Genomic DNA, 18136 nt, shown 5'->3' on the forward strand with positions numbered 1-18136 from the left:
CGGAGGCGGGTCCCGGCACATGGGGCCGCGATCCCGGGCGCCCGGGACGCTCAGGACGCCGGTCCCGACCGGGCGCCTGTGCGGGTGAGACGTGCACCTAGGATTGCCCGCATGCCTGAGATCTCCCGGGACGAGGTGGCGCACCTCGCCACGCTCGCCCGCATCGACCTCTCCGACGCCGAGCTCGACCACCTGGCGCCCCAGCTGAGCGTCATCCTCGAGTCCGTCGCGTCCATCAACGGTGTCGCTGGGGACGACGTGCCGCCCACGTCGCACGCGATCCCGCTGACCAATGTGTTCCGCGAGGACGTCGTGGTGCCCAGCCTGACGCCGGAGGAGGCGCTCTCGGGCGCCCCGGCCGTGGAGGACCAGCGCTTCTCGGTCCCGCGCATCCTCGGCGAGGAGGCCTGATGAGCACCGTGCGCGACACCGCGGCCGACCTCGCTGCCGCCCTCGCCGGTGGCGAGACCACCAGTGTGGAGCTGACCCAGCTGCACCTCGACCGGATCGCCGAGGTCGACGAGCGGGTCCACGCGTTCCTCCACGTCGACGGCGAGGGCGCCCTCGCCGACGCTGCCGAGTCCGACGCCCGTCGCGCCCGCGGCGAGGCCCGCGGCCCGCTCGACGGCGTACCGATCGCGGTCAAGGACGTGCTGACCACCCGCGGCCTTCCGACCACGTGCGGCTCGAAGATCCTCGAGGGCTGGGTCCCGCCCTACGACGCGACGGTGGTCGCGCGGCTGCGCGAGGCCGGGCTGCCGATCCTGGGCAAGACCAACATGGACGAGTTCGCGATGGGCTCCTCCACCGAGCACTCCGCCTACGGCCCGACCCGCAACCCGTGGGACCTCGACCGGATCCCCGGCGGGTCCGGCGGTGGCTCCGCCGCCGCGGTGGCGGCCTTCGAGGCGCCACTGGCGATCGGCACCGACACGGGCGGTTCGATCCGCCAGCCCGGCGCCGTCACCGGCACCGTGGGCGTGAAGCCGACCTACGGCGGGGTCTCGCGCTACGGCCTGGTCGCCCTGGCCAACAGCCTCGACCAGGCCGGTCCGGTGACCCGCACCGTCCTCGACGCCGCGATGCTGCACGACGTGATCGGCGGGCACGACCCGCGCGACTCGACGTCCATCGACCAGGCGTGGCCCTCCTTCACCGAGGCGGCCCGTGCCGGAGCCACCGGCGACCTCACGGGCGTGAAGATCGGCGTGATCACCGAGCTCGCCGGCGAGGGCTGGCAGCCCGGCGTGATGGCCCGCTTCGACGAGTCGGTCCAGACCATGGTCGCGGCCGGCGCCGAGGTCGTCGAGGTCTCCTGCCCGTCCTTCGCGCACGCCCTCGCGGCCTACTACCTGATCCTGCCGGCCGAGGCGTCCAGCAACCTCGCCAAGTTCGACGCGATGCGCTACGGCCTGCGGGTCACCCCCGAAGGCAACCCGAGCGCCGAGGAGGTCATGCGGGCCACCCGCGACGCCGGCTTCGGCGACGAGGTCAAGCGCCGGATCATCCTCGGCACCTACGCCCTCTCGAGCGGCTACTACGACGCCTACTACGGCCAGGCCCAGAAGGTGCGCACCCTGATCAGCCGCGACTTCGACGCCGCGTTCGCGCAGGTCGACGTACTCGTCTCGCCGACCGCGCCGACGACGGCGTTCCGGCTGGGGGAGAAGCTCGACGACCCGATGGCGATGTACCTCAACGACCTCGCCACCATCCCGGCCAACCTCGCGGGCGTGCCCGGCATCTCGGTGCCCAACGGCCTCGCCGACGAGGACGGCCTCCCGGTCGGCCTCCAGGTCCTCGCCCCGGCGCTCGCCGACGACCGCGTCTACCGCGTCGGCGCGGCCGCCGAGGCGCTGCTCACCCGGGCGTGGGGCGGCCCGCTGCTCGACCAGGCCACTGGACTCACCTCCTCCGCGACCGAAGGGGTCACGCGATGACCGACATCCTCATGCCCTTCGACGAGGTGCTCGCCGCCTACGACCCGGCGCTGGGCCTGGAGGTCCACGTCGAGCTCAACACCGCCTCGAAGATGTTCTGCGGCTGCCCGGCTGTCTTCGGCGGCGAGCCCAACGCCGGCGTGTGCCCGACGTGCCTGGGCCTGCCCGGCGCGATGCCCGTGGTCAACGGCAAGGCCGTGGAGTCGGCGATCCGCATCGGCCTCGCGCTCAACTGCGACATCGCGGAGTGGTGCCGGTTCGCCCGGAAGAACTACTTCTACCCGGACATGCCGAAGAACTTCCAGACCTCCCAGTACGACGAGCCGATCTGCTTCGACGGCTGGATGGACGTCGACATCCAGAACGAGGCCGGGGAGACCGAGACCTTCAGGGTGGAGATCGAGCGGGCCCACATGGAGGAGGACACCGGCAAGTCGCTGCACGTCGGCGGCTCGACCGGTCGCATCCACGGCGCCGACTACTCCCTGGTCGACTACAACCGCGCCGGCATCCCGCTCATCGAGATCGTCACCCGCCCGATCGTGGGCGCCGGGGAGAAGGCGCCCGAGGTCGCGAAGGCCTACGTCGCACAGCTGCGCGAGCTGATCGTCGCGCTCGGCGTCTCCGAGGCACGGATGGACCAGGGCAACCTGCGTGCCGACGTGAACCTGTCGCTCGCGCCCAAGGGCAGCGGAGTGCTCGGCACCCGCACGGAGACCAAGAACGTCAACTCGTTCCGCTCGGTCGAGCGGGCCGTGCGCTACGAGATGCAGCGCCACGCCGCGATCCTCAGCGGCGGCGGCTCGATCCTGCAGGAGACCCGCCACTGGCACGAGGACACCGGCATCACCACGAGCGGACGCGAGAAGTCCGACGCCGAGGACTACCGCTACTTCCCGGAGCCCGACCTGGTGCCCGTCGCACCCAGTCGCGAGTGGGTCGAGGAGCTGCGCGGCACGCTGCCGGAGAACCCGACGGTGCGTCGTTCCCGCCTGCAGGCCGAGTGGGGCTTCACGGACATGGAGATGCGCGACACCGTCGGTGCCGGGGCGCTGGGGCTGGTCGAGGAGACGATCGCCCAGGGCGCCGCGCCGCAGGCCGCGCGCAAGTGGTGGCTCGGCGAGCTCGCCCGGCGCAGCAACGAGGACGGTGTCGACCTGGTCGACCTGCCCATCACGCCGGCCGACGTGGCGCGGATCCAGGCGCTGGTCGACGACAAGACGGTCAACGACAAGCTGGCCCGCCAGGTCTTCGAGGGCGTCCTCGCCGGCGAGGGCACCCCGGACGAGGTCGTGGAGAAGCGCGGGCTGGCCGTGGTCTCGGACGACGGGGCCCTGGGTGCGGCCGTCGACAACGCGATCGCCGCCAACCCGGACGTCGCCGACAAGATCCGCGACGGCAAGGTCGCCGCGGCCGGTGCGCTCATCGGCGCAGTGATGAAGGAGATGCGCGGCCAGGCCGACGCCGGCCGGGTGCGTGAGCTGATCCTGGAGAAGCTCACCTGATCCTTCCTCCCGCGCGGACCCCCTACTTTTGGCTGATTCGGGCCCCCGTGGCCCGGTCTAGACAACTTGTTATGGTCGACGCGAGTCACATTGGTCACATCACCAACCAACGCTCGCGCCACACGGGGGACTGACGGCTCTGCTGTCGTGGGGTCCCGGGGCGAGCGGGAAGGAAGTCATGCACCATCGCAATCGACCCATCCGATCGGCCGCGGTCGCTCTCTCGACCGTCGCACTGGGAGTCGGCGTGCTCGCGGCTCCGCCCGCATCGGCGGACCAGTCGTCTGCCCTCCGGAGCGCGAAGGCGGGCATCCAGACCGACAGCACCCCGTCCAACGTCGCCGCCGACTGGATCACCGGGGAGCTCGCCAACGGGCTCATGATCACCAACGGCAAGGCCGACTTCGGGCTGACGCTCGACACCGGTCTCGCGCTGCACAGCGTGCCTGGCCACGAGACCGGAGTCGCGGCGATCAACGCCGCGTTCGAGCCTCGCGTGGACGAGTACGTCGGTGACGGGGCCAAGGAATCCTACGCCGGAGCGCTCGGCAAGGCGGCCGCCTTCGCCCGCGCGGCCGGGGAGAACCCCATCGACTACGGCGGCAAGAACCTCGTCGCACGGCTCGAGGAGCGCACGGCCGACGTGCCGGCCGACCCCGCCAAGGAGCCGCAGGCCGCCGCCATCGCCGGCCGCATCTTCGACAAGTCGGAGTCCGGCAACCACGCCAACGTCGTCGGCCAGTCCTACGCCGTGCGCGAGCTGTCGCTGGCGCGGTCCACCGAGGCGGCCGCTGCACGCGACTTCCTGCTGAAGCAGCAGTGCACGTCGGGCTACTTCCGGCTCAGCTTCGACAACGCCGACCTGCCGAACCAGTCGTGCACCGAGGGTCTTTCCGGCAGCGAGGCTGACCCGGACGCCACCGCGCTCGTGATGATCAACCTGATCGAGTCGCACGACAGCTCCCCGGCGGTCAAGACCGCCCTCGACAGGGCCGGCGCCTGGCTGGTCGACCGGCAGCGCAACAGCGGTGCCATTCGCAGCTCCGGCGACAACGCGCAGATCAACACCAACACCACGGCCCTCGGCGGCTACGCGCTCGGCCTGATGCGCCAGTCCGACGCCGCGCAGAAGGCGGGGCTCTGGGTCCGCAAGAACCAGCCGGTCGACAAGTACAAGTGCCGCACGGCACTGACCAAGGACACCGGTGCCGTCGCCTTCCGCAAGGACCGGTCCAAGGCAGCCAAGGCCACCGGCATCCCTGCCGACGGTCGCGACGAGTGGCGCCGTGCCACGGCCCAGGGGATCCTCGGCCTGCAGTTCGCCCCGGCGAGCCAGGACACGTTCCGCATCGAGTCCGTGCGGCAGCAGGCCCGCGCCGGCGAGCGCGTCCAGTTCCGCGTCTACGGCATCGCTCCCGGCGAGAGCGCCTGCATGCAGGTCAAGGGTGACTTCCGCCGCGTGAAGGGCAAGACGAAGGGCACCAGGATCGTGCGCAAGCTCCAGCTGCCCACGGGCAACCAGCGTCGCGTCGGTCTGGTGAAGACCTCGGACGACGAGGCGCGTACGTGGATCCGAGTCCGCAACTGACCCAGTAGCACCACCGTCAGCACCACGTTCCGGCCCGGCGTCGCCAGACGCCGGGCCGGCGTGCGTCCCGGGCCGGCCCGGGGTTACGCTTCGCGGGCCGCACCCATCCGGGTCGGCACCACACACGCACGAGCTGGGGAAAGCCGGTCCAACGCCGGCGCTGACCCGCAACCGTGGGCACGGGAGCGATCCCGTGCGAGCCGGAACACCCGCCTCGACGCGTCTTGATCACCATCGCTGTCGAGGAATGCAGCGGGGTCGACGGGTCACACCGGCGCCCTCGCTGTGGCAGTGAGGGAAGGGACCATGAAGCTCCTCTCCGGGCTGGCCGCCGTCGCGCTGGCCACCACCACGTTCGTGCCGGCGCTCACGCAGCCGGCGTCCGCCGCGCCGCTGCCGGGCAGCCCGACGGCCGACCGCGCCGTCCAGGCCGGCGCCACCTGGCTCACCGGTCAGCTGACCGACGGGGTCGTGCACAACGACGAGTACGACTTCGACGACCTCGGGCTCTCCGCCGACGTCGCTTTCGCGCTGAAGGCCGTGGGCAAGGACTCTGCCGCCTCGGGCATCGCCGACGCCGTCGAGCCGCTCTCGGAGTCGTGGGTCGCCGGCTTCACCCCGGGGCGCGTGTACGCCGGCAGCCTGGCCAAGCTGGTGACCCTGGCGCAGGCGACGGATCACGACGCGACCGCCTTCAACGGCACCGACCAGGTCGCCCGCCTCGAGGGCCTGGTCTCCTCCTCGGCCCCGCTGACCGGCCGCCTGGAGGACGCAGGCGTCGACACGAGCGACCCCTACGATGCCGACTTCGTCAACGTGATCGGCCAGTCGTTCGCGGCCCGCGCGCTGACCACCGCAGGCTCGCCCCGGGCGGCGGACACGACCGCCTTCCTGCTCGCCCAGCAGTGCGACGCCGGCTTCTTCCGCGCCCAGCTGAACGGCGACAAGGCCGACTCGCAGCAGGGGTGCACGAGCGCCGACACCGGCAGCGTGGACACGACTGCGCTGGCCGTCGTCAACATCCTCGACACGGAGGGCGCCTCGAAGACAGCCCGTGGTGCAGCCGCCCTCGCCGCAGACTGGCTGAAGGGCCAGCAGGCCGCCGACGGCTCGTTCAGCGCGGGTGCGACGGAGGGCTACAACGCCAACACCACCGGTCTCGCCGGCTGGGCCCTGGCCCGCGCGGGCGAGACGGCTGCAGCGGCGAAGGCCGCCACCTGGCTCCGGGCCGTGCAGGTCGCGGACCTCGCGCCCTGCGCCACCACGCTCGCCGCCGACAACGGTGCCGTCGCGTACCAGCCGGGCATCCTGGCTACGGCCCGGACGTCCGGCATCACGCTCGGCGCTCGCGACCAGTACCGACGCACGACCGCCCAGGCCCTTCCGGCCCTTGCGAGCGCCCCGGCCGCGGACGCCGCGCTCCGCATCTCCGCCCCGGCCACCGCGGTCGAGAAGAGCACCGTCACGGTCACCGTGCTCGGTCTGGGCGCGGGCGAGGCGGCCTGCGTCAGCACCGGGAACGCCTCCAAGTCGATCACGGGGACCGGCGGCTCGGTGAAGGTGACCTTCGACCTGCCCGCGGGCGCCTCGACCCACACCTTCCGGATGACCACGCTCGCGGGCAGCTCGACGGCCGCGACCGTCGCGACCGTCACCCCTCCGGTCCCGGCGCCGGCTCCCACCGTGGGCGAGCTCGACGCGGCCAAGGTCGAGAAGGTCCGGAAGAACCGCTTCAGGCTGGCGGTGTCGTGCGACTCGACCGTCGCCTGTGCGGGCACCCTCACCGTCCGCACCGCCGGCAAGGTCAGGGTCCCCGGGAAGGTCCGCAAGAAGGTCGTGACGGTCTCCGAACGCGCCTACACCGTGGCCCCCGGCGGCGAGAAGCGCCTGGTCCTCAAGGTCACGAAGACCGCGCGTGCCCTCCTGGCCGGCGGCCCGCTCAAGGTCCGTGCGGTGCAGAGGGCCACGGGCGCGCAGCGAGCGGTCACGACGTTCCGGCTCAAGGCCGCCAAGGGTTGATCGGTCGATGAGCTCCTCCTGGATGCGGTCCCTCGCTCGCGCGCTGGCACTCGCCGTGGTGGGCGGGGGATCGGTCCTGCTCGCACCGACGGCGTACCTCGCAGCAGCCGGGGCCGCCACGTGCACCTCGGCCGGCGGCGTGAGCGTCATCGTCGACTACCGCGAGCTGGGCGGCAGCACCGTCACCGCGTGTGCACCGGACGGCGGCGGGAAGAGCGCGGCCGCCGTCTTCGACTCGGTCGGCGTGAGCATCTCCTACGCCACCCGCCAGCCGGGCTTCGTGTGCCGGGTCAACGGCGTGCCTGCGAGCGACCCGTGCGTCAACGCGTCGCCGGCCGACGCCTACTGGGGCCTGTGGTGGTCCGACGGCACGACCGGCACCTGGACCTACGCGTCGTCCGGCGTGGGCGGCCAGACCGTCCCCGCGGGTGGCTCGATCGGCTGGTCCTGGCAGCAGGACCGCCCCAGCGGCTCGACGGTCCCGCCGTCGGTCGCCCCGCCCGTCGCGCCGGCGGCCACCCCGACCCCGTCGCCCACGACCTCGACGCCGTCCCCGACGTCCTCGCCGACGCCCACCGGCGGCAGCGGTGGCTCGGGCGGCGGGTCGGGCGGTGGCGGCGGCTCGAACGGCGGGTCCGGCGGTGGCACGGGTGGCGGCAAGGCTGGCGGCAAGAGCGGGGGCACCTCGCCGTCGGCCACGCCCACCCCGACGACCTCGGGATCGCCCGCGGCGTCCCCGTCCGGCACGCCGAGCAGCAGTCCGTCCGAGTCGTCCCTCGACGCTGAGTCTCCCAGCGACTCAGCATCGAGCAAGCCCTCGAAGACGCCCGCTGTCCGCCCTGAGTCTCCCAGCGACTCACCGTCCAGCGAGCCCTCCGAGGACCCCACGGTGGGCAGTGAGTCGCCCAGCGACTCAGCGTCCAGCGCGGCGCCGGGAGCGGGCGAGGCCGCCCCCGACGAGCCGGCCCGGATCCCGGCCGTCGTCACCTGGGGCGTCGTCGGTCTGCTCGCGATCGCGATCGTGTCCAGCGCGGTGGTGGCGCGCCGGCGACGGGGGTCCGGCACGCCGTGACCGGACCGGTGCCGTCCCTGCGGGGACTGCCGCGTGACCTGCACCCGATCGCCTGGTGGACCTGGGCGGTCGGGCTGGCCACGGCAGCCTCGCTGACCACCAACCCGCTGCTGCTGCTCCTCGTCATGGGGTCGGCCACGGTGGTGGTCATGGCCCGCAGGTCCGGGCACCCGTTCGGCCGCTCCTTCCGGCTCTACGCGCTGCTCGCCGCCGTGACGGTGGTCGCGCGCGTGGTGTTCCGCATCCTCTTCGGTGGCCAGGAGGTCGGGCACGTGCTCCTCGACCTGCCTGAGGTCCCGCTCCCGGACTGGGCGGCCGGGATCCGGTTGCTGGGCCCGGTCACGAGTGAGGCACTGCTCGCCGGGCTGTACGACGGCCTCCGGCTCGCCGCGATCATCCTGTGCGTCGGCGCCGCCAACTCGCTCGCCAACCCCAAGCGTCTGCTCGCCTCGGTGCCGCCGGCGTTGTACGAGATCGGCACGGCGATGGTCGTCGCGGTCACGATCTTCCCTCAGCTCGCCGACAGCGCCCGCCGGGTCCGCGCCGCCCAAGCCCTGCGCGGCGGCACCACGACGGGCGTGGGCCGGCTGCGCCGCTTCCTGGTCCCGGTCCTCGAGGACTCGCTCGAGCGCTCCCTGGCCCTGGCGGCGGGGATGGACACCCGGGGCTACGGCCGCTCCGGCGGAGCGACACCGCGCGAGCGCTGGGTCACCGGATCGCTGCTGCTTCTCGCGCTCACCGGCATCTGCGTCGGCACCTACGCCTGGCTCGACCCCACGGCCCCGCGGGTCCTCGCACTCCCGATGCTGGCCGCCGGCGTGGTCGTGGCCGTGCTCGGACTGGTCAGCGCCGGTCGCCGGGTCGAGCGCACCCGCTACCGGCCGGACCCGTGGCGCGCGGCCGAGCTGGTCACGGTCGCCACCGGCCTCGCGGTCGCCGTCCTCGGCTGGTGGTTCGCCCGCGAGCAGGCGGCCGTGGCCTATCCCGGCGTCGACGTGGCGCCGTACCTCTCCCCGCTCGCCCTCGTCGTGGGCCTGGTCGGCCTGCTGCCCGCCGTGGCCACGCCGCTGCCGTCCACCGCGCTCTCGCGTGAGGTGGCCGCATGATCGAGCTGCGCGGGATCGGCTTCCGCTACGACCGCCACCAGGTGCTCCGCGACGTGGACCTGACGCTCGAGGAGGGTGAGCTGGTCCTGGTCTCCGGGCGCACCGGCGTCGGCAAGTCGACGCTCCTCGGCGTGGTCACCGGCCTGGTGCCGCGCTTCACCGGGGGAGTCCTCACCGGCGACGTCCTCCTCGACGGCGCCAGCATCGTCGACCAGCCACCCCGGGAGCGGGCGCACCTCGTCGGCTACGTCGGCCAGGACCCGCTGGCCGGGTTCGTGACCGACACCGTCGAGGAGGAGCTCGCCTACGGCATGGAGCAGCTCGGGATCGCGCCGGAGACCATGCGCCGCCGGGTGGAGGAGACCCTCGACCTGCTCGGCATCGCCGACCTGCGGGCGCGCGACCTGCGGACCCTGTCCGGGGGCCAGCAGCAGCGCGTCGCCATCGGGTCGGTCCTCACCACGCACCCGCGGGTGCTGGTGCTCGACGAGCCGACCTCGGCGCTCGACCCGAACGCGGCCGAGGACGTGCTGGCCACGATCACCCGCCTCGTCCACGACCTCGGCCTCACGGTGCTGCTCGCGGAGCACCGGCTCGAGCGCGTGGTGCCGTTCGCCGACCGGATCTGCCTGGTCACCGGCGACGGCGGCATCCGCGTGGACCGTCCCGAGGCGGTGCTCGCCGACTCGCCGGTCGCCCCGCCGCTCGTCGAGCTCGGCCGGCTCGCCGGCTGGGACCCGCTGCCGCTCACGGTCCGCGACGCCCGGCGGCACGCCCGGTCGCTGCCCGGGCTGACCCCGCCGGCGCAGCCGCCCGCCGCCGAGCAGGCCGCCGTCCTCACCGGGCGGGGGATCACCGTCGTCCACGGCGCGACCGTCGCCGTCCGCGAGGTCGACCTGACGCTCGCCGCGGGACGCGTCACGGTGCTGATGGGCCGCAACGGCTCCGGCAAGTCGAGCCTGATCTGGGCGCTCCAGGGCTCCGGGCGGCGACGCTCCGGCTCGCTCGCCGTGCGAGGCGACGACCCGGCCACGCTGACGCCCGCCCAACGGCGTACGCACGTCGGGCTGGTGCCGCAGACCGCCGCAGACCTGCTCTACCTCGAGACCGTCTCCGACGAGTGCGCCGCTGCCGACAGCGGCGCCGATGCGCACCGGGGAACCTGCCGCGACCTGCTCGACCGGCTCGTGCCCGGGATCGACGGCACCACCCACCCCCGCGACCTCTCCGAGGGCCAGCGGCTCGCACTGGCGCTGGCGATCGTGCTGACGGCTCGGCCTCCCGTCGTCCTCCTCGACGAGCCGACCCGCGGGCTCGACTACGCCGGCAAGGGCGAGCTGGCCCGCATCGTCGCCGACCTCGCCGCCGAGGGGCACGCGGTCCTGCTGGCCACCCACGACGTCGAGTTCGCCGCGCACGTCGCCGACGAGGTCGTCGTGATGGCCGAGGGCGAGGTCGTCTCGAGCGGGCCGCCGCGCCGGGTGCTCGCCGAGTCGCCGTCGTTCGCCCCGCAGGTCACCAAGGTCCTCGGGCCGCCGTGGCTCGTGGTCGAGGAAGTGGCCGAGGCCTTGGGTCGGTCACGGCGCGAGGCCGGTCGATGAGCACCCCCGTCGCCCTGCCGATCGGCCGCCGCACGGCGCTCGTGCTCGCCCTCGCCTCGGCGGCCGGCCTGATGATGCTCTGCTGGCCGCTGCTCCTCGACGCCCAGCCCGGCCAGCGGGTGGAGCCGCCGTTCCTGTTCCTCGCGCTGCTGCCGCTCGTGATGGTCGTGGTGCTCGCCGAGATGGGGGAGGGCGGCATGGACTCGCGCGTCCTGGCCGTCCTCGGTGTGCTGTCGGCCATCAACGCGGTGCTGCGCGGCCTCGGCGCGGGCACGGCCGGCATCGAGCTGGTGTTCTTCCTGCTGGTGCTGGCGGGCCGGGTGTTCGGTGCGGGCTTCGGCTTCGCCCTCGGCTGCACGTCGCTCTTCGCCTCGGCGCTCCTCACGGCCGGCGTCGGTCCGTGGCTGCCGTTCCAGATGATCTGCTCGGCCTGGGTCGGGATGGGTGCGGGGCTCCTGCCCCGCCGCGTCGGCGGACGGGCAGAGATCGCGATGCTCGTCGGCTACGCCGTGCTGGCGTCGTACCTCTACGGGCTGCTGATGAACCTCAGCTCGTGGCCGTTCACCCTCGGCATCGTGGTGCCGGGGCACGAGGGCTCACTGGCGTACGTCGCCGGGGCGCCGGTGCTCGAGAACGCCCACCGGTTCCTGGTCTACTCGCTGCTCACCTCGACCGGAGGCTGGGACACCGGGCGTGCCATCACCACCGCGGTCGCGATCGTCGTGCTCGGCCCGGCCATCCTGACCACGCTGCGCCGCGCGGCCCGCCGCGCTGTGGTCAGGGCTGGATGACGATGATGCGGTCGTCGTCGTCCGTCGGGGTGCCGCGGCCGTCGCGGTTGGAGGTCGTGACCCAGACCGTCCCGTCCGGGGCTGCGGCCACGGTCCGCAGCCGGCCGTAGTCGCCGGTGAAGAACGCGCGCGGGTCCGACGCCCTCCCGTCGGCCGAGACGTCGATGCGCCACAGCCGCTGACCGCGCAGGCCCGCCATCCACAGGTGGCCGTCCACCCACGCGAGCCCGCTGGGGGAGGCCTCCTCGACGGGCCACACCAGCTGCGGGTCAATGAAGTCGCTGCCGCCGCTGCGCCCCTCGAACCGGGGCCAGCCGTAGTTGCCCCCCTTCTCGACCAGGTTGAGCTCGTCCCACGAGGAGTCGCCGAACTCCGAGGCCCAGAGCCGGCCCTGGTCGTCCCACGCCAGGCCCTGCACGTTGCGGTGGCCGAGCGACCAGACGGGGGACTCGGGGTCGGGGTTGCCGGGGGCGGGCTCGCCGTCGGTGGTGATCCGCAGGATCTTGCCGGCGAGGCTGGCGGGGTCCTGGGCCAGGTCGGGATTGCCGGTCTCGCCCGTGGTGACGTAGAGGTAGCCGTCGGGTCCGAACGCCAGCCGCCCACCGTCGTGGATGAACCCCTTCGGGATCCCGTCCAGGACCACGGCCGGCTCGCCGAGGGTGTCGCCGTCGAGCTCGGCCGCGACCACGCGGTTGTCGCTCTCGGTGGTGAGGTAGAAGTAGAGAGTCCGGTCGCTGGCGAAGTCCGGGGACACCGCGACGCCCAGCAGCCCGGCCTCGCCCTCGGCGACGGACCCGGCGATCTCGCCGACCTCGCTCGAGGCGCCGTCCTCGCCGACGCGCAGCACGCGGCCCGACATCCGCTCGGTGACGACCGCGTCGCCGTCGGGGAGGGAGGCGACGCCCCACGGCACCTCGAGCCGGTCGACCAGGACGCCCTCGACCTCCGGTGAGGTGCTCGCGGCGCCGCCGGCCGACTCGCTCCTGCTCGGCGTCGGCTGGCTCGGCAGGTCGGTCGGCTGCGTCGTGGAGGGGATCGGGTCGGCGGTGTCGCCCGCGCACCCGGTCGCGGCCGCCAGCGTCAGGGCGAGCGCGCCGACAGTGAGTCCCGGTCGCCTGGCCGCGCTCGTCATGTCGCCAGTGTGCCGGGTGCCGCCGAATGCTCGGACGGGTGCTCGCCGGGCGCCGAGCCCGACCGCGTGGCCCCGATGGAGGCGACGACCACGCAGCCGATGGCGAGCCACTGGACCGGTGCGAGGGTCTCGTGGAGCACCACGATCGCGGCGAGCGCGGCTGCCGCCGGCTCGAGGCTCATCAGGATCCCGAACACGGCGGGGCGCAGGCTGCGCAGGGCGACGAGCTCGCAGCTGTAGGGGATGACCGAGCTCAGCAGGCCGACCAGGGCGCCGATGAGGAGGATCCGGGCGTCCCACAGGCCGGAGCCGGCGGTGAGGAGCGCGGGCAGCGTCATCCCGGCGGCGGCGACGAGACTGGCGACCGCGAGGCCGTCGAAGCCCGCCCAGCGACGCCCGGTGCTCGCGCTGAGCAGGATGTACGCCGCCCACGCGGCGCCGGCGAGCAGGGCGTACGCGACGCCGAGCACGTCGAGGTCGGTCCGCTCGAGCCCGAGGAGGGCGACGCCCGCCCCGGCCAGCAGCACCCACACGACGTCGCGGGCGTGGCGCGACCCGAGCACGGCCAGCGTCAGCGGCCCGATGAACTCGATCGTCACCGCGATTCCCAGCGGGATGCGCGAGAAGGACTGGTAGATCGCCCAGTTCATCGTGGCCAGGCTGAGGCCGAACCCGACGACGACCACCCAGTCGGCGCGGGAGCGCCCGACGAGCCTCGGCCGCGCGACCGCCGCGAGGACCAGCGCGCTCGTGACGAGGCGGAGCCAGACCATCGCGGTCGGCGAGATCTCGCCGAAGAGGCCCTTGGCGATGGCGGCGCCCAGCTGCACCGAGAGGATGCCGACCAGGACCAGCCCGACCGGTCCGAGCAGCGAGCGGCTCGGTCGATCGGTCACCGGGGCAGCCTATGCAGTCGCCTCGTCCGGATCCGCGTCGGTCTCACCGAGGCTGTCCAGCGCGCGACGTGCGTGCCGGGACTCGGCGGCGAAGTAGTCCAGGCCCCAGTCGGCGACCAGCGAAGGGAAGCGGAACGGGTCGCCGGGCTGGTCGGCGCCGCGCAGCGCCTCGCGCACCTCGCCGAGGTCCGCGCGCGCCGCGTCGAGCTCGGCCAGGTAGTCGTGCAGCATCGCCCGGGTCTGCTCGGGCTCGGTCGCGTGCCCGATGAGCAGCCGGAGCAGCACGGTGTGCTTGAGGACCGGGAACCCGGCCGGCGTGCCGTCCATCCACGCCCGCAGCGCCGCCTGTCCGTCCTCCGTGATGGCGTACGACGTCACCTCGCGGCCGCCCTCCTGACGGGCGTCGGCCCGCACCAGGCCGTGGTCGGTGAGCCGGCGCAGCTCGGTGTAGATCTGGCTCATGGCGGGGGAGACCCAGTAGAAGCGCAGCGTGACGTCGGCGCGCTGCTTGATCTCGTACCCCGTCAGCTCGTCGCCGAAGGTGAGGAGGCCGAGGATCGCATATCCGGTCACCGGGATGTCTTGACTCATCTCGTCACGAGAGTAGTGTTCCTAATCGGAATAGTCACGTAGGCGGTGACGACGCAGTGGACGCCGAGCAGGGGGAGACTCAGTGGCGCACGATCACGCGATCGAGGCGATCGACCTCGTCAAGGAGTTCGGCGAGACGAGGGCCGTCGACGGTGTCAGCTTCGCGGTGCCGCCGGGGTCCGTGCTCGGCCTCCTGGGGCCCAACGGTGCCGGCAAGACGACCACGGTCAGGATGATGACGACCCTGACCCGACCAACCCGTGGCACCGCGCGGGTCGCCGGGCACGACGTGCTCGACGACCCGGCAGCCGTCCGCCGGTCGATGGGGCTGACCGGCCAGTCGGCCACCGTCGACGAGCTGCTCACCGGACGTGAGAACCTCTGGCTCATCGGCAGCCTCTACGGGCTCGACCGGCGCACGATCGACCGGGTCGCCGGCGAGCTGCTCGAGCGCTTCTCGCTCACGGAGGCCGCCAACCGGGTGGTGAAGACCTACTCCGGCGGCATGCGCCGCCGGCTCGACCTCGCGGTGAGCCTGGTGGCCACGCCGCCGGTGCTCTTCCTCGACGAGCCGACGACCGGCCTCGACCCACGCAGCCGGGTCGAGCTCTGGGACGTGCTGCGCGACCTCGTCGAGGACGGCACGACGCTCCTCCTGACCACGCAATACCTCGAGGAGGCCGACCAGCTCGCCGACGACATCGTCGTGATCGACCGGGGCACCGTCATCGCGCAGGGCACACCGCTGCAGCTCAAGGACGCCTCGGGCAAGGCCGCGCTCGTCGTCACCGTCTCCCGCCCCGACGACCTGGCGGCCGCGGTCGAGCGGGTGCGCGGCGCGGGTCTCGAGGCGCACGTCGAGGAGGCGGCACGGCGGATCACCGCTCCGGCCGACGGCCTCTCGGACGTCACCCGGATCGCGGCGCTCTTCGACGGCGGCGGCATCGAGATCGACGACCTCGGCCTGCAGCGGCCCAGCCTCGACGACGTGTTCCTCCACCTCACCGGGCACCGGGCCGACGACGTCGCCCTCGATCCCGACTCCGATCCCGGCTCCGATCCCCGCCAGGACCCGTCGCGCGCGGAGGTGCGCGCATGAGCCACACGACCCACGGTGCGATCGAGCGCCCGGAGATCCGGCACACCTCGCTGTGGCACCAGTCGGTGACGATCTTCCGGCGCAACCTGATCCACATCAAGCGGATGCCGGAGATGCTGCTCGACGTCACCATCCAGCCCGTGATGTTCGTCCTGCTGTTCGCCTACGTCTTCGGCGGGGCGATCGCGGTCTCGGCGCCGACGGGCTACCGCGAGTGGCTGCTCGGCGGGATCATGGGCCAGACGATCGCCTTCGCCTCGTTCGTCGTGGCGATAGGCCTCACCGCCGACATCGACAAGGGCATCGTGGACCGGTTCCGGTCGCTGCCGATCAACCCCGCCGCGATCCTCGTCGGGCGCAGCATGTCGAGCATCACCCACTCGTTCATCGGCATCATCGTGATGTCGCTGACCGGCCTGGTCGTCGGCTGGCGCATCCGCGGCTCGGTCCTCGACGCTCTGGCGGCCTACGGGCTCCTGCTGCTCTGGGGCTTCGCGATGGTCTGGGTCGGCATCCTCGTCGGCTCGGCGATGCGCTCGGTCGAGGCGGTGAACGGCGTCATGTTCACCACGATGTTCCCGCTGACGTTCCTCTCCAACGCCTTCGCCCCGCCGGAGGCGATGGGGCCGGTGCTGCGTGCGATCGCGGAGTGGAACCCGATCTCGGCGCTCGTGCAGGCCGTCCGCGAGCTGTGGGGCAACACCGGCCCGGCACCGGCCGACGCCCACCTGCCGATGCAGCACCCGGCGCTGTTCACCGTGCTGTGGACGGTGGCGATCACCGCCGTCGTCGCGCCGCTCGCACTGAAGGTGTTCCGGAACCGCACGATGCAATGACCAGCCGTTGGTCGACCAGATCCGAAGGAGCTCTCATGTCGCGCACGCTGCTGATGGTCGGGACCCGCAAGGGCATGTGGCTCGGGACCTCCGACGAGGCCCGCACCACCTGGGAGTGGACGGGCCCGCACTTCCCGATGGAGGAGGTCTACTCCGTCATGATCGACACCCGCGGCGACTCTCCGCGGCTGCTCGCCGGCGCCTCGTCGAGCTGGCTCGGCCCGCAGGTGTGGCGCTCGGACGACCTGGGCGCGACCTGGGACGAGACCCCCAACGGCGCTGCGCGCTTCCCCGAGGACACCGGCGCGACGCTCGCCCGGGTGTGGCAGCTGCAGCCCGGCTTCGAGGACGACGTGGTGTGGGCGGGCACCGAGCCGGGTGCGATCTTCCGCTCGACCGACCGCGGCGAGACCTTCGAGCTCGTCCGTGGCCTGTGGGACCACCCGCACCGGCCGGAGTGGAACGAGGGCTTCGGCGGCCAGGCCTTCCACACGATCCTGCCCGACCCCCGCGACGGCGAGCGCGTGCTCGCCGCCCTCTCGACCGGCGGGGTGTACGCCACCTCCGACGGGGGTGCGTCGTGGGCCCCGTCCAACTCGGGGGTGAAGGCGGAGTTCTTCCCCGGCGAGCGCAACTACCCCGAGTTCGGCCAGTGCGTGCACAAGGTCGCCCGCGACTCGGCCGACCCCGACCGGCTCTACCTCCAGAACCACGGCGGGGTCTACCGCTCCGACGACGGCGGCGCCAGCTGGCAGGACATCGCTCCCGGGCTGCCGACCGAGTTCGGCTTCGCGATGGTCGCCCACCCGCACCGGGCCGACACGGCCTACAACTTCCCCATCACCGGCGCCGAGGCCCGGTGGCCGGTCGATGGCAAGGCCCGCGTCTACCGCACCACCGACGCCGGCTCGTCGTGGGAGCCGCTCGGCGACGGCGCGCTGCCCGACGGCTACTTCACCGCGGTGATGCGCGACGCGATGTGCGTCGACGACCACGAGCAGGTGGGGCTCTACTTCGGCGGGCGCAACGGTGGCGTGTGGGCCTCGCCCGACGAGGGCGGCTCGTGGCAGGAGATCCACAAGGACCTGCCGGACGTGCTCGTCGTACGCGCCGCGCAGATCCCCTGACGGTCCCCGGACCGGGGTCTACGCTCGGTGACATGGCCGGCTTCTCGCTCTCGCGCAGCATCCGCATCGAGGCGGCGCCCGGTCGTGTCCACCCCCTCCTCGACGACTTCCGCGAGTGGCAGAAGTGGTCGCCCTGGGAGGGTCTCGACCCGGACATGAGCCGCGAGTACACCGGCCCGGACCACGGCGTCGGCTCGACCTACCGGTGGTCGGGCAACAAGAAGGCCGGCGAGGGCGAGATGCACATCAGGGAGTCCACCCCGGCCTCCGTCGTGGTCGACCTCGAGTTCCTCAAGCCGTTCAGGGCGACGAACGTGACCACGTTCGCCCTCGCGCCCGCCACCTACGCCGGCGACTCCACCGACGTGACCTGGACGATGACCGGCGAGCGCAGCGCAATCATGTCCGTGATGGGCAGGTTGTTCTTCGACAAGTCGATCGGCAGCGACTTCGACAGGGGCCTCGTCGCCCTCAAGCGCGAGGCCGAGCGCGCCTGAGCCGCCGGCACTGGCCGTTGAGTCTCGGGGAGACTCAAGGTCCATGCGTGGTGCAGCGATCTCGATGCGGTTGTCGGCACGGCCTTCTCGCTTGCCCTTGAGTCTCGGGGAGACTCAAGGGCAAGGGTCGAACATCGCCAGGCAAGGACGTACCCGTCCGGGTGGGATCGTGGGCCGCGAAGTGTCCACAGGGACCGTCGGCGCAGGCGTGCGGCCGGTCCCTGTGGAGGGGCGGCTCGGGGTGTCGGTCGAGGGGGCTGGGATGGCGGTACCAGCGCTCCGGCAGGCGGGCGCATCCGACCGACGCGGGAGGCCACCGATGACGACCACCGAGAC

16 protein-coding genes are annotated in these 18136 nt (G+C 72.9%); 13 read left to right on the forward strand and 3 right to left on the reverse strand.

Going from position 1 to position 18136, the window contains the following annotated elements:
* Positions 1 to 111 precede the first annotated feature (111 nt).
* The 9 genes from gatC (at position 112) to ASC64_RS16635 (ending at position 11622) form a co-directional block, all read left to right on the forward strand.
* Positions 112 to 411: an Asp-tRNA(Asn)/Glu-tRNA(Gln) amidotransferase subunit GatC gene (gene gatC, locus ASC64_RS16595; RefSeq protein WP_056908644.1), complete on the forward strand. Its 300-nt coding sequence runs from the start codon at positions 112 to 114 to the stop codon at positions 409 to 411.
* Positions 411 to 1940: an Asp-tRNA(Asn)/Glu-tRNA(Gln) amidotransferase subunit GatA gene (gatA, locus tag ASC64_RS16600; RefSeq protein WP_056908645.1), complete on the forward strand. Its 1530-nt coding sequence runs from the start codon at positions 411 to 413 to the stop codon at positions 1938 to 1940. The genes gatC and gatA overlap by 1 nt, the downstream gene beginning before the upstream one ends.
* The gene (gene gatB, locus ASC64_RS16605; protein ID WP_056908646.1) at positions 1937 to 3445 is read left to right on the forward strand and encodes an Asp-tRNA(Asn)/Glu-tRNA(Gln) amidotransferase subunit GatB; all 1509 of its coding nucleotides are present in this window, start codon (positions 1937 to 1939) and stop codon (positions 3443 to 3445) included. The genes gatA and gatB overlap by 4 nt, the downstream gene beginning before the upstream one ends.
* Positions 3446 to 3623: 178 nt before the next feature.
* Positions 3624 to 5033 carry a hypothetical protein gene (locus ASC64_RS16610; RefSeq protein ID WP_056908647.1) on the forward strand — a complete coding sequence of 470 codons (1410 nt, stop codon included), beginning with the start codon at positions 3624 to 3626 and terminating at the stop codon, positions 5031 to 5033.
* 306 nt (positions 5034 to 5339) lie between these two features.
* Entirely contained in the window at positions 5340 to 7052 is a 1713-nt protein-coding gene (locus ASC64_RS16615) for a hypothetical protein (RefSeq protein ID WP_056908648.1), read from the forward strand.
* 7 nt (positions 7053 to 7059) lie between these two features.
* Positions 7060 to 8124: a hypothetical protein gene (locus tag ASC64_RS22195; RefSeq protein ID WP_056908649.1), complete on the forward strand. Its 1065-nt coding sequence runs from the start codon at positions 7060 to 7062 to the stop codon at positions 8122 to 8124.
* Positions 8121 to 9230: an energy-coupling factor transporter transmembrane component T gene (locus ASC64_RS16625; protein WP_200937848.1), complete on the forward strand. Its 1110-nt coding sequence runs from the start codon at positions 8121 to 8123 to the stop codon at positions 9228 to 9230. Before ASC64_RS22195 ends, ASC64_RS16625 begins: the two co-directional genes overlap by 4 nt.
* Entirely contained in the window at positions 9227 to 10831 is a 1605-nt protein-coding gene (locus tag ASC64_RS16630) for an ABC transporter ATP-binding protein (protein ID WP_056908650.1), read from the forward strand. Before ASC64_RS16625 ends, ASC64_RS16630 begins: the two co-directional genes overlap by 4 nt.
* The gene (locus ASC64_RS16635; RefSeq protein ID WP_056908651.1) at positions 10828 to 11622 is read left to right on the forward strand and encodes an ECF transporter S component; all 795 of its coding nucleotides are present in this window, start codon (positions 10828 to 10830) and stop codon (positions 11620 to 11622) included. The genes ASC64_RS16630 and ASC64_RS16635 overlap by 4 nt, the downstream gene beginning before the upstream one ends.
* Here the strand turns inward: ASC64_RS16635 and ASC64_RS16640 are convergent.
* The 3 genes from ASC64_RS16640 to ASC64_RS16650 are packed head-to-tail and all read right to left on the reverse strand — an operon-like array spanning position 11609 to position 14241.
* On the reverse strand, positions 11609 to 12754 hold the full coding sequence (locus tag ASC64_RS16640) for a PQQ-dependent sugar dehydrogenase (protein WP_082550571.1): 1146 nt from the start codon (positions 12752 to 12754) through the stop codon (positions 11609 to 11611). The genes ASC64_RS16635 and ASC64_RS16640 overlap by 14 nt on opposite strands.
* Complete coding sequence (locus ASC64_RS16645) at positions 12751 to 13650, reverse strand: EamA family transporter (RefSeq protein WP_056908652.1); 900 nt, start codon at positions 13648 to 13650, stop codon at positions 12751 to 12753. The genes ASC64_RS16640 and ASC64_RS16645 overlap by 4 nt, the downstream gene beginning before the upstream one ends.
* A 9-nt stretch (positions 13651 to 13659) precedes the next feature.
* Positions 13660 to 14241: a PadR family transcriptional regulator gene (locus ASC64_RS16650; RefSeq protein WP_082550572.1), complete on the reverse strand. Its 582-nt coding sequence runs from the start codon at positions 14239 to 14241 to the stop codon at positions 13660 to 13662.
* An 82-nt stretch (positions 14242 to 14323) separates the two neighbouring features.
* Here ASC64_RS16650 and ASC64_RS16655 point away from each other — a divergent pair, with 82 nt between their 5' ends.
* Genes ASC64_RS16655 through ASC64_RS16670 form a run of 4 tightly spaced genes read left to right on the forward strand, consistent with a single transcriptional unit; the run spans position 14324 to position 17800 of the window.
* Positions 14324 to 15340 carry an ATP-binding cassette domain-containing protein gene (locus ASC64_RS16655; RefSeq protein WP_056908654.1) on the forward strand — a complete coding sequence of 339 codons (1017 nt, stop codon included), beginning with the start codon at positions 14324 to 14326 and terminating at the stop codon, positions 15338 to 15340.
* Complete coding sequence (locus ASC64_RS16660; protein ID WP_056908655.1) at positions 15337 to 16176, forward strand: ABC transporter permease; 840 nt, start codon at positions 15337 to 15339, stop codon at positions 16174 to 16176. The genes ASC64_RS16655 and ASC64_RS16660 overlap by 4 nt, the downstream gene beginning before the upstream one ends.
* A 35-nt stretch (positions 16177 to 16211) precedes the next feature.
* Positions 16212 to 17303, forward strand: coding sequence for a WD40/YVTN/BNR-like repeat-containing protein (locus ASC64_RS16665; protein WP_056908656.1), 1092 nt, complete (start codon positions 16212 to 16214; stop codon positions 17301 to 17303).
* Positions 17304 to 17335: 32 nt separating this feature from the next.
* Positions 17336 to 17800 carry an SRPBCC family protein gene (locus ASC64_RS16670; RefSeq protein ID WP_056908657.1) on the forward strand — a complete coding sequence of 155 codons (465 nt, stop codon included), beginning with the start codon at positions 17336 to 17338 and terminating at the stop codon, positions 17798 to 17800.
* Positions 17801 to 18136 lie beyond the last annotated feature (336 nt).

It is taken from the genome of Nocardioides sp. Root122, assembly GCF_001425025.1.
Lineage (GTDB): Bacteria > Actinomycetota > Actinomycetes > Propionibacteriales > Nocardioidaceae > Nocardioides.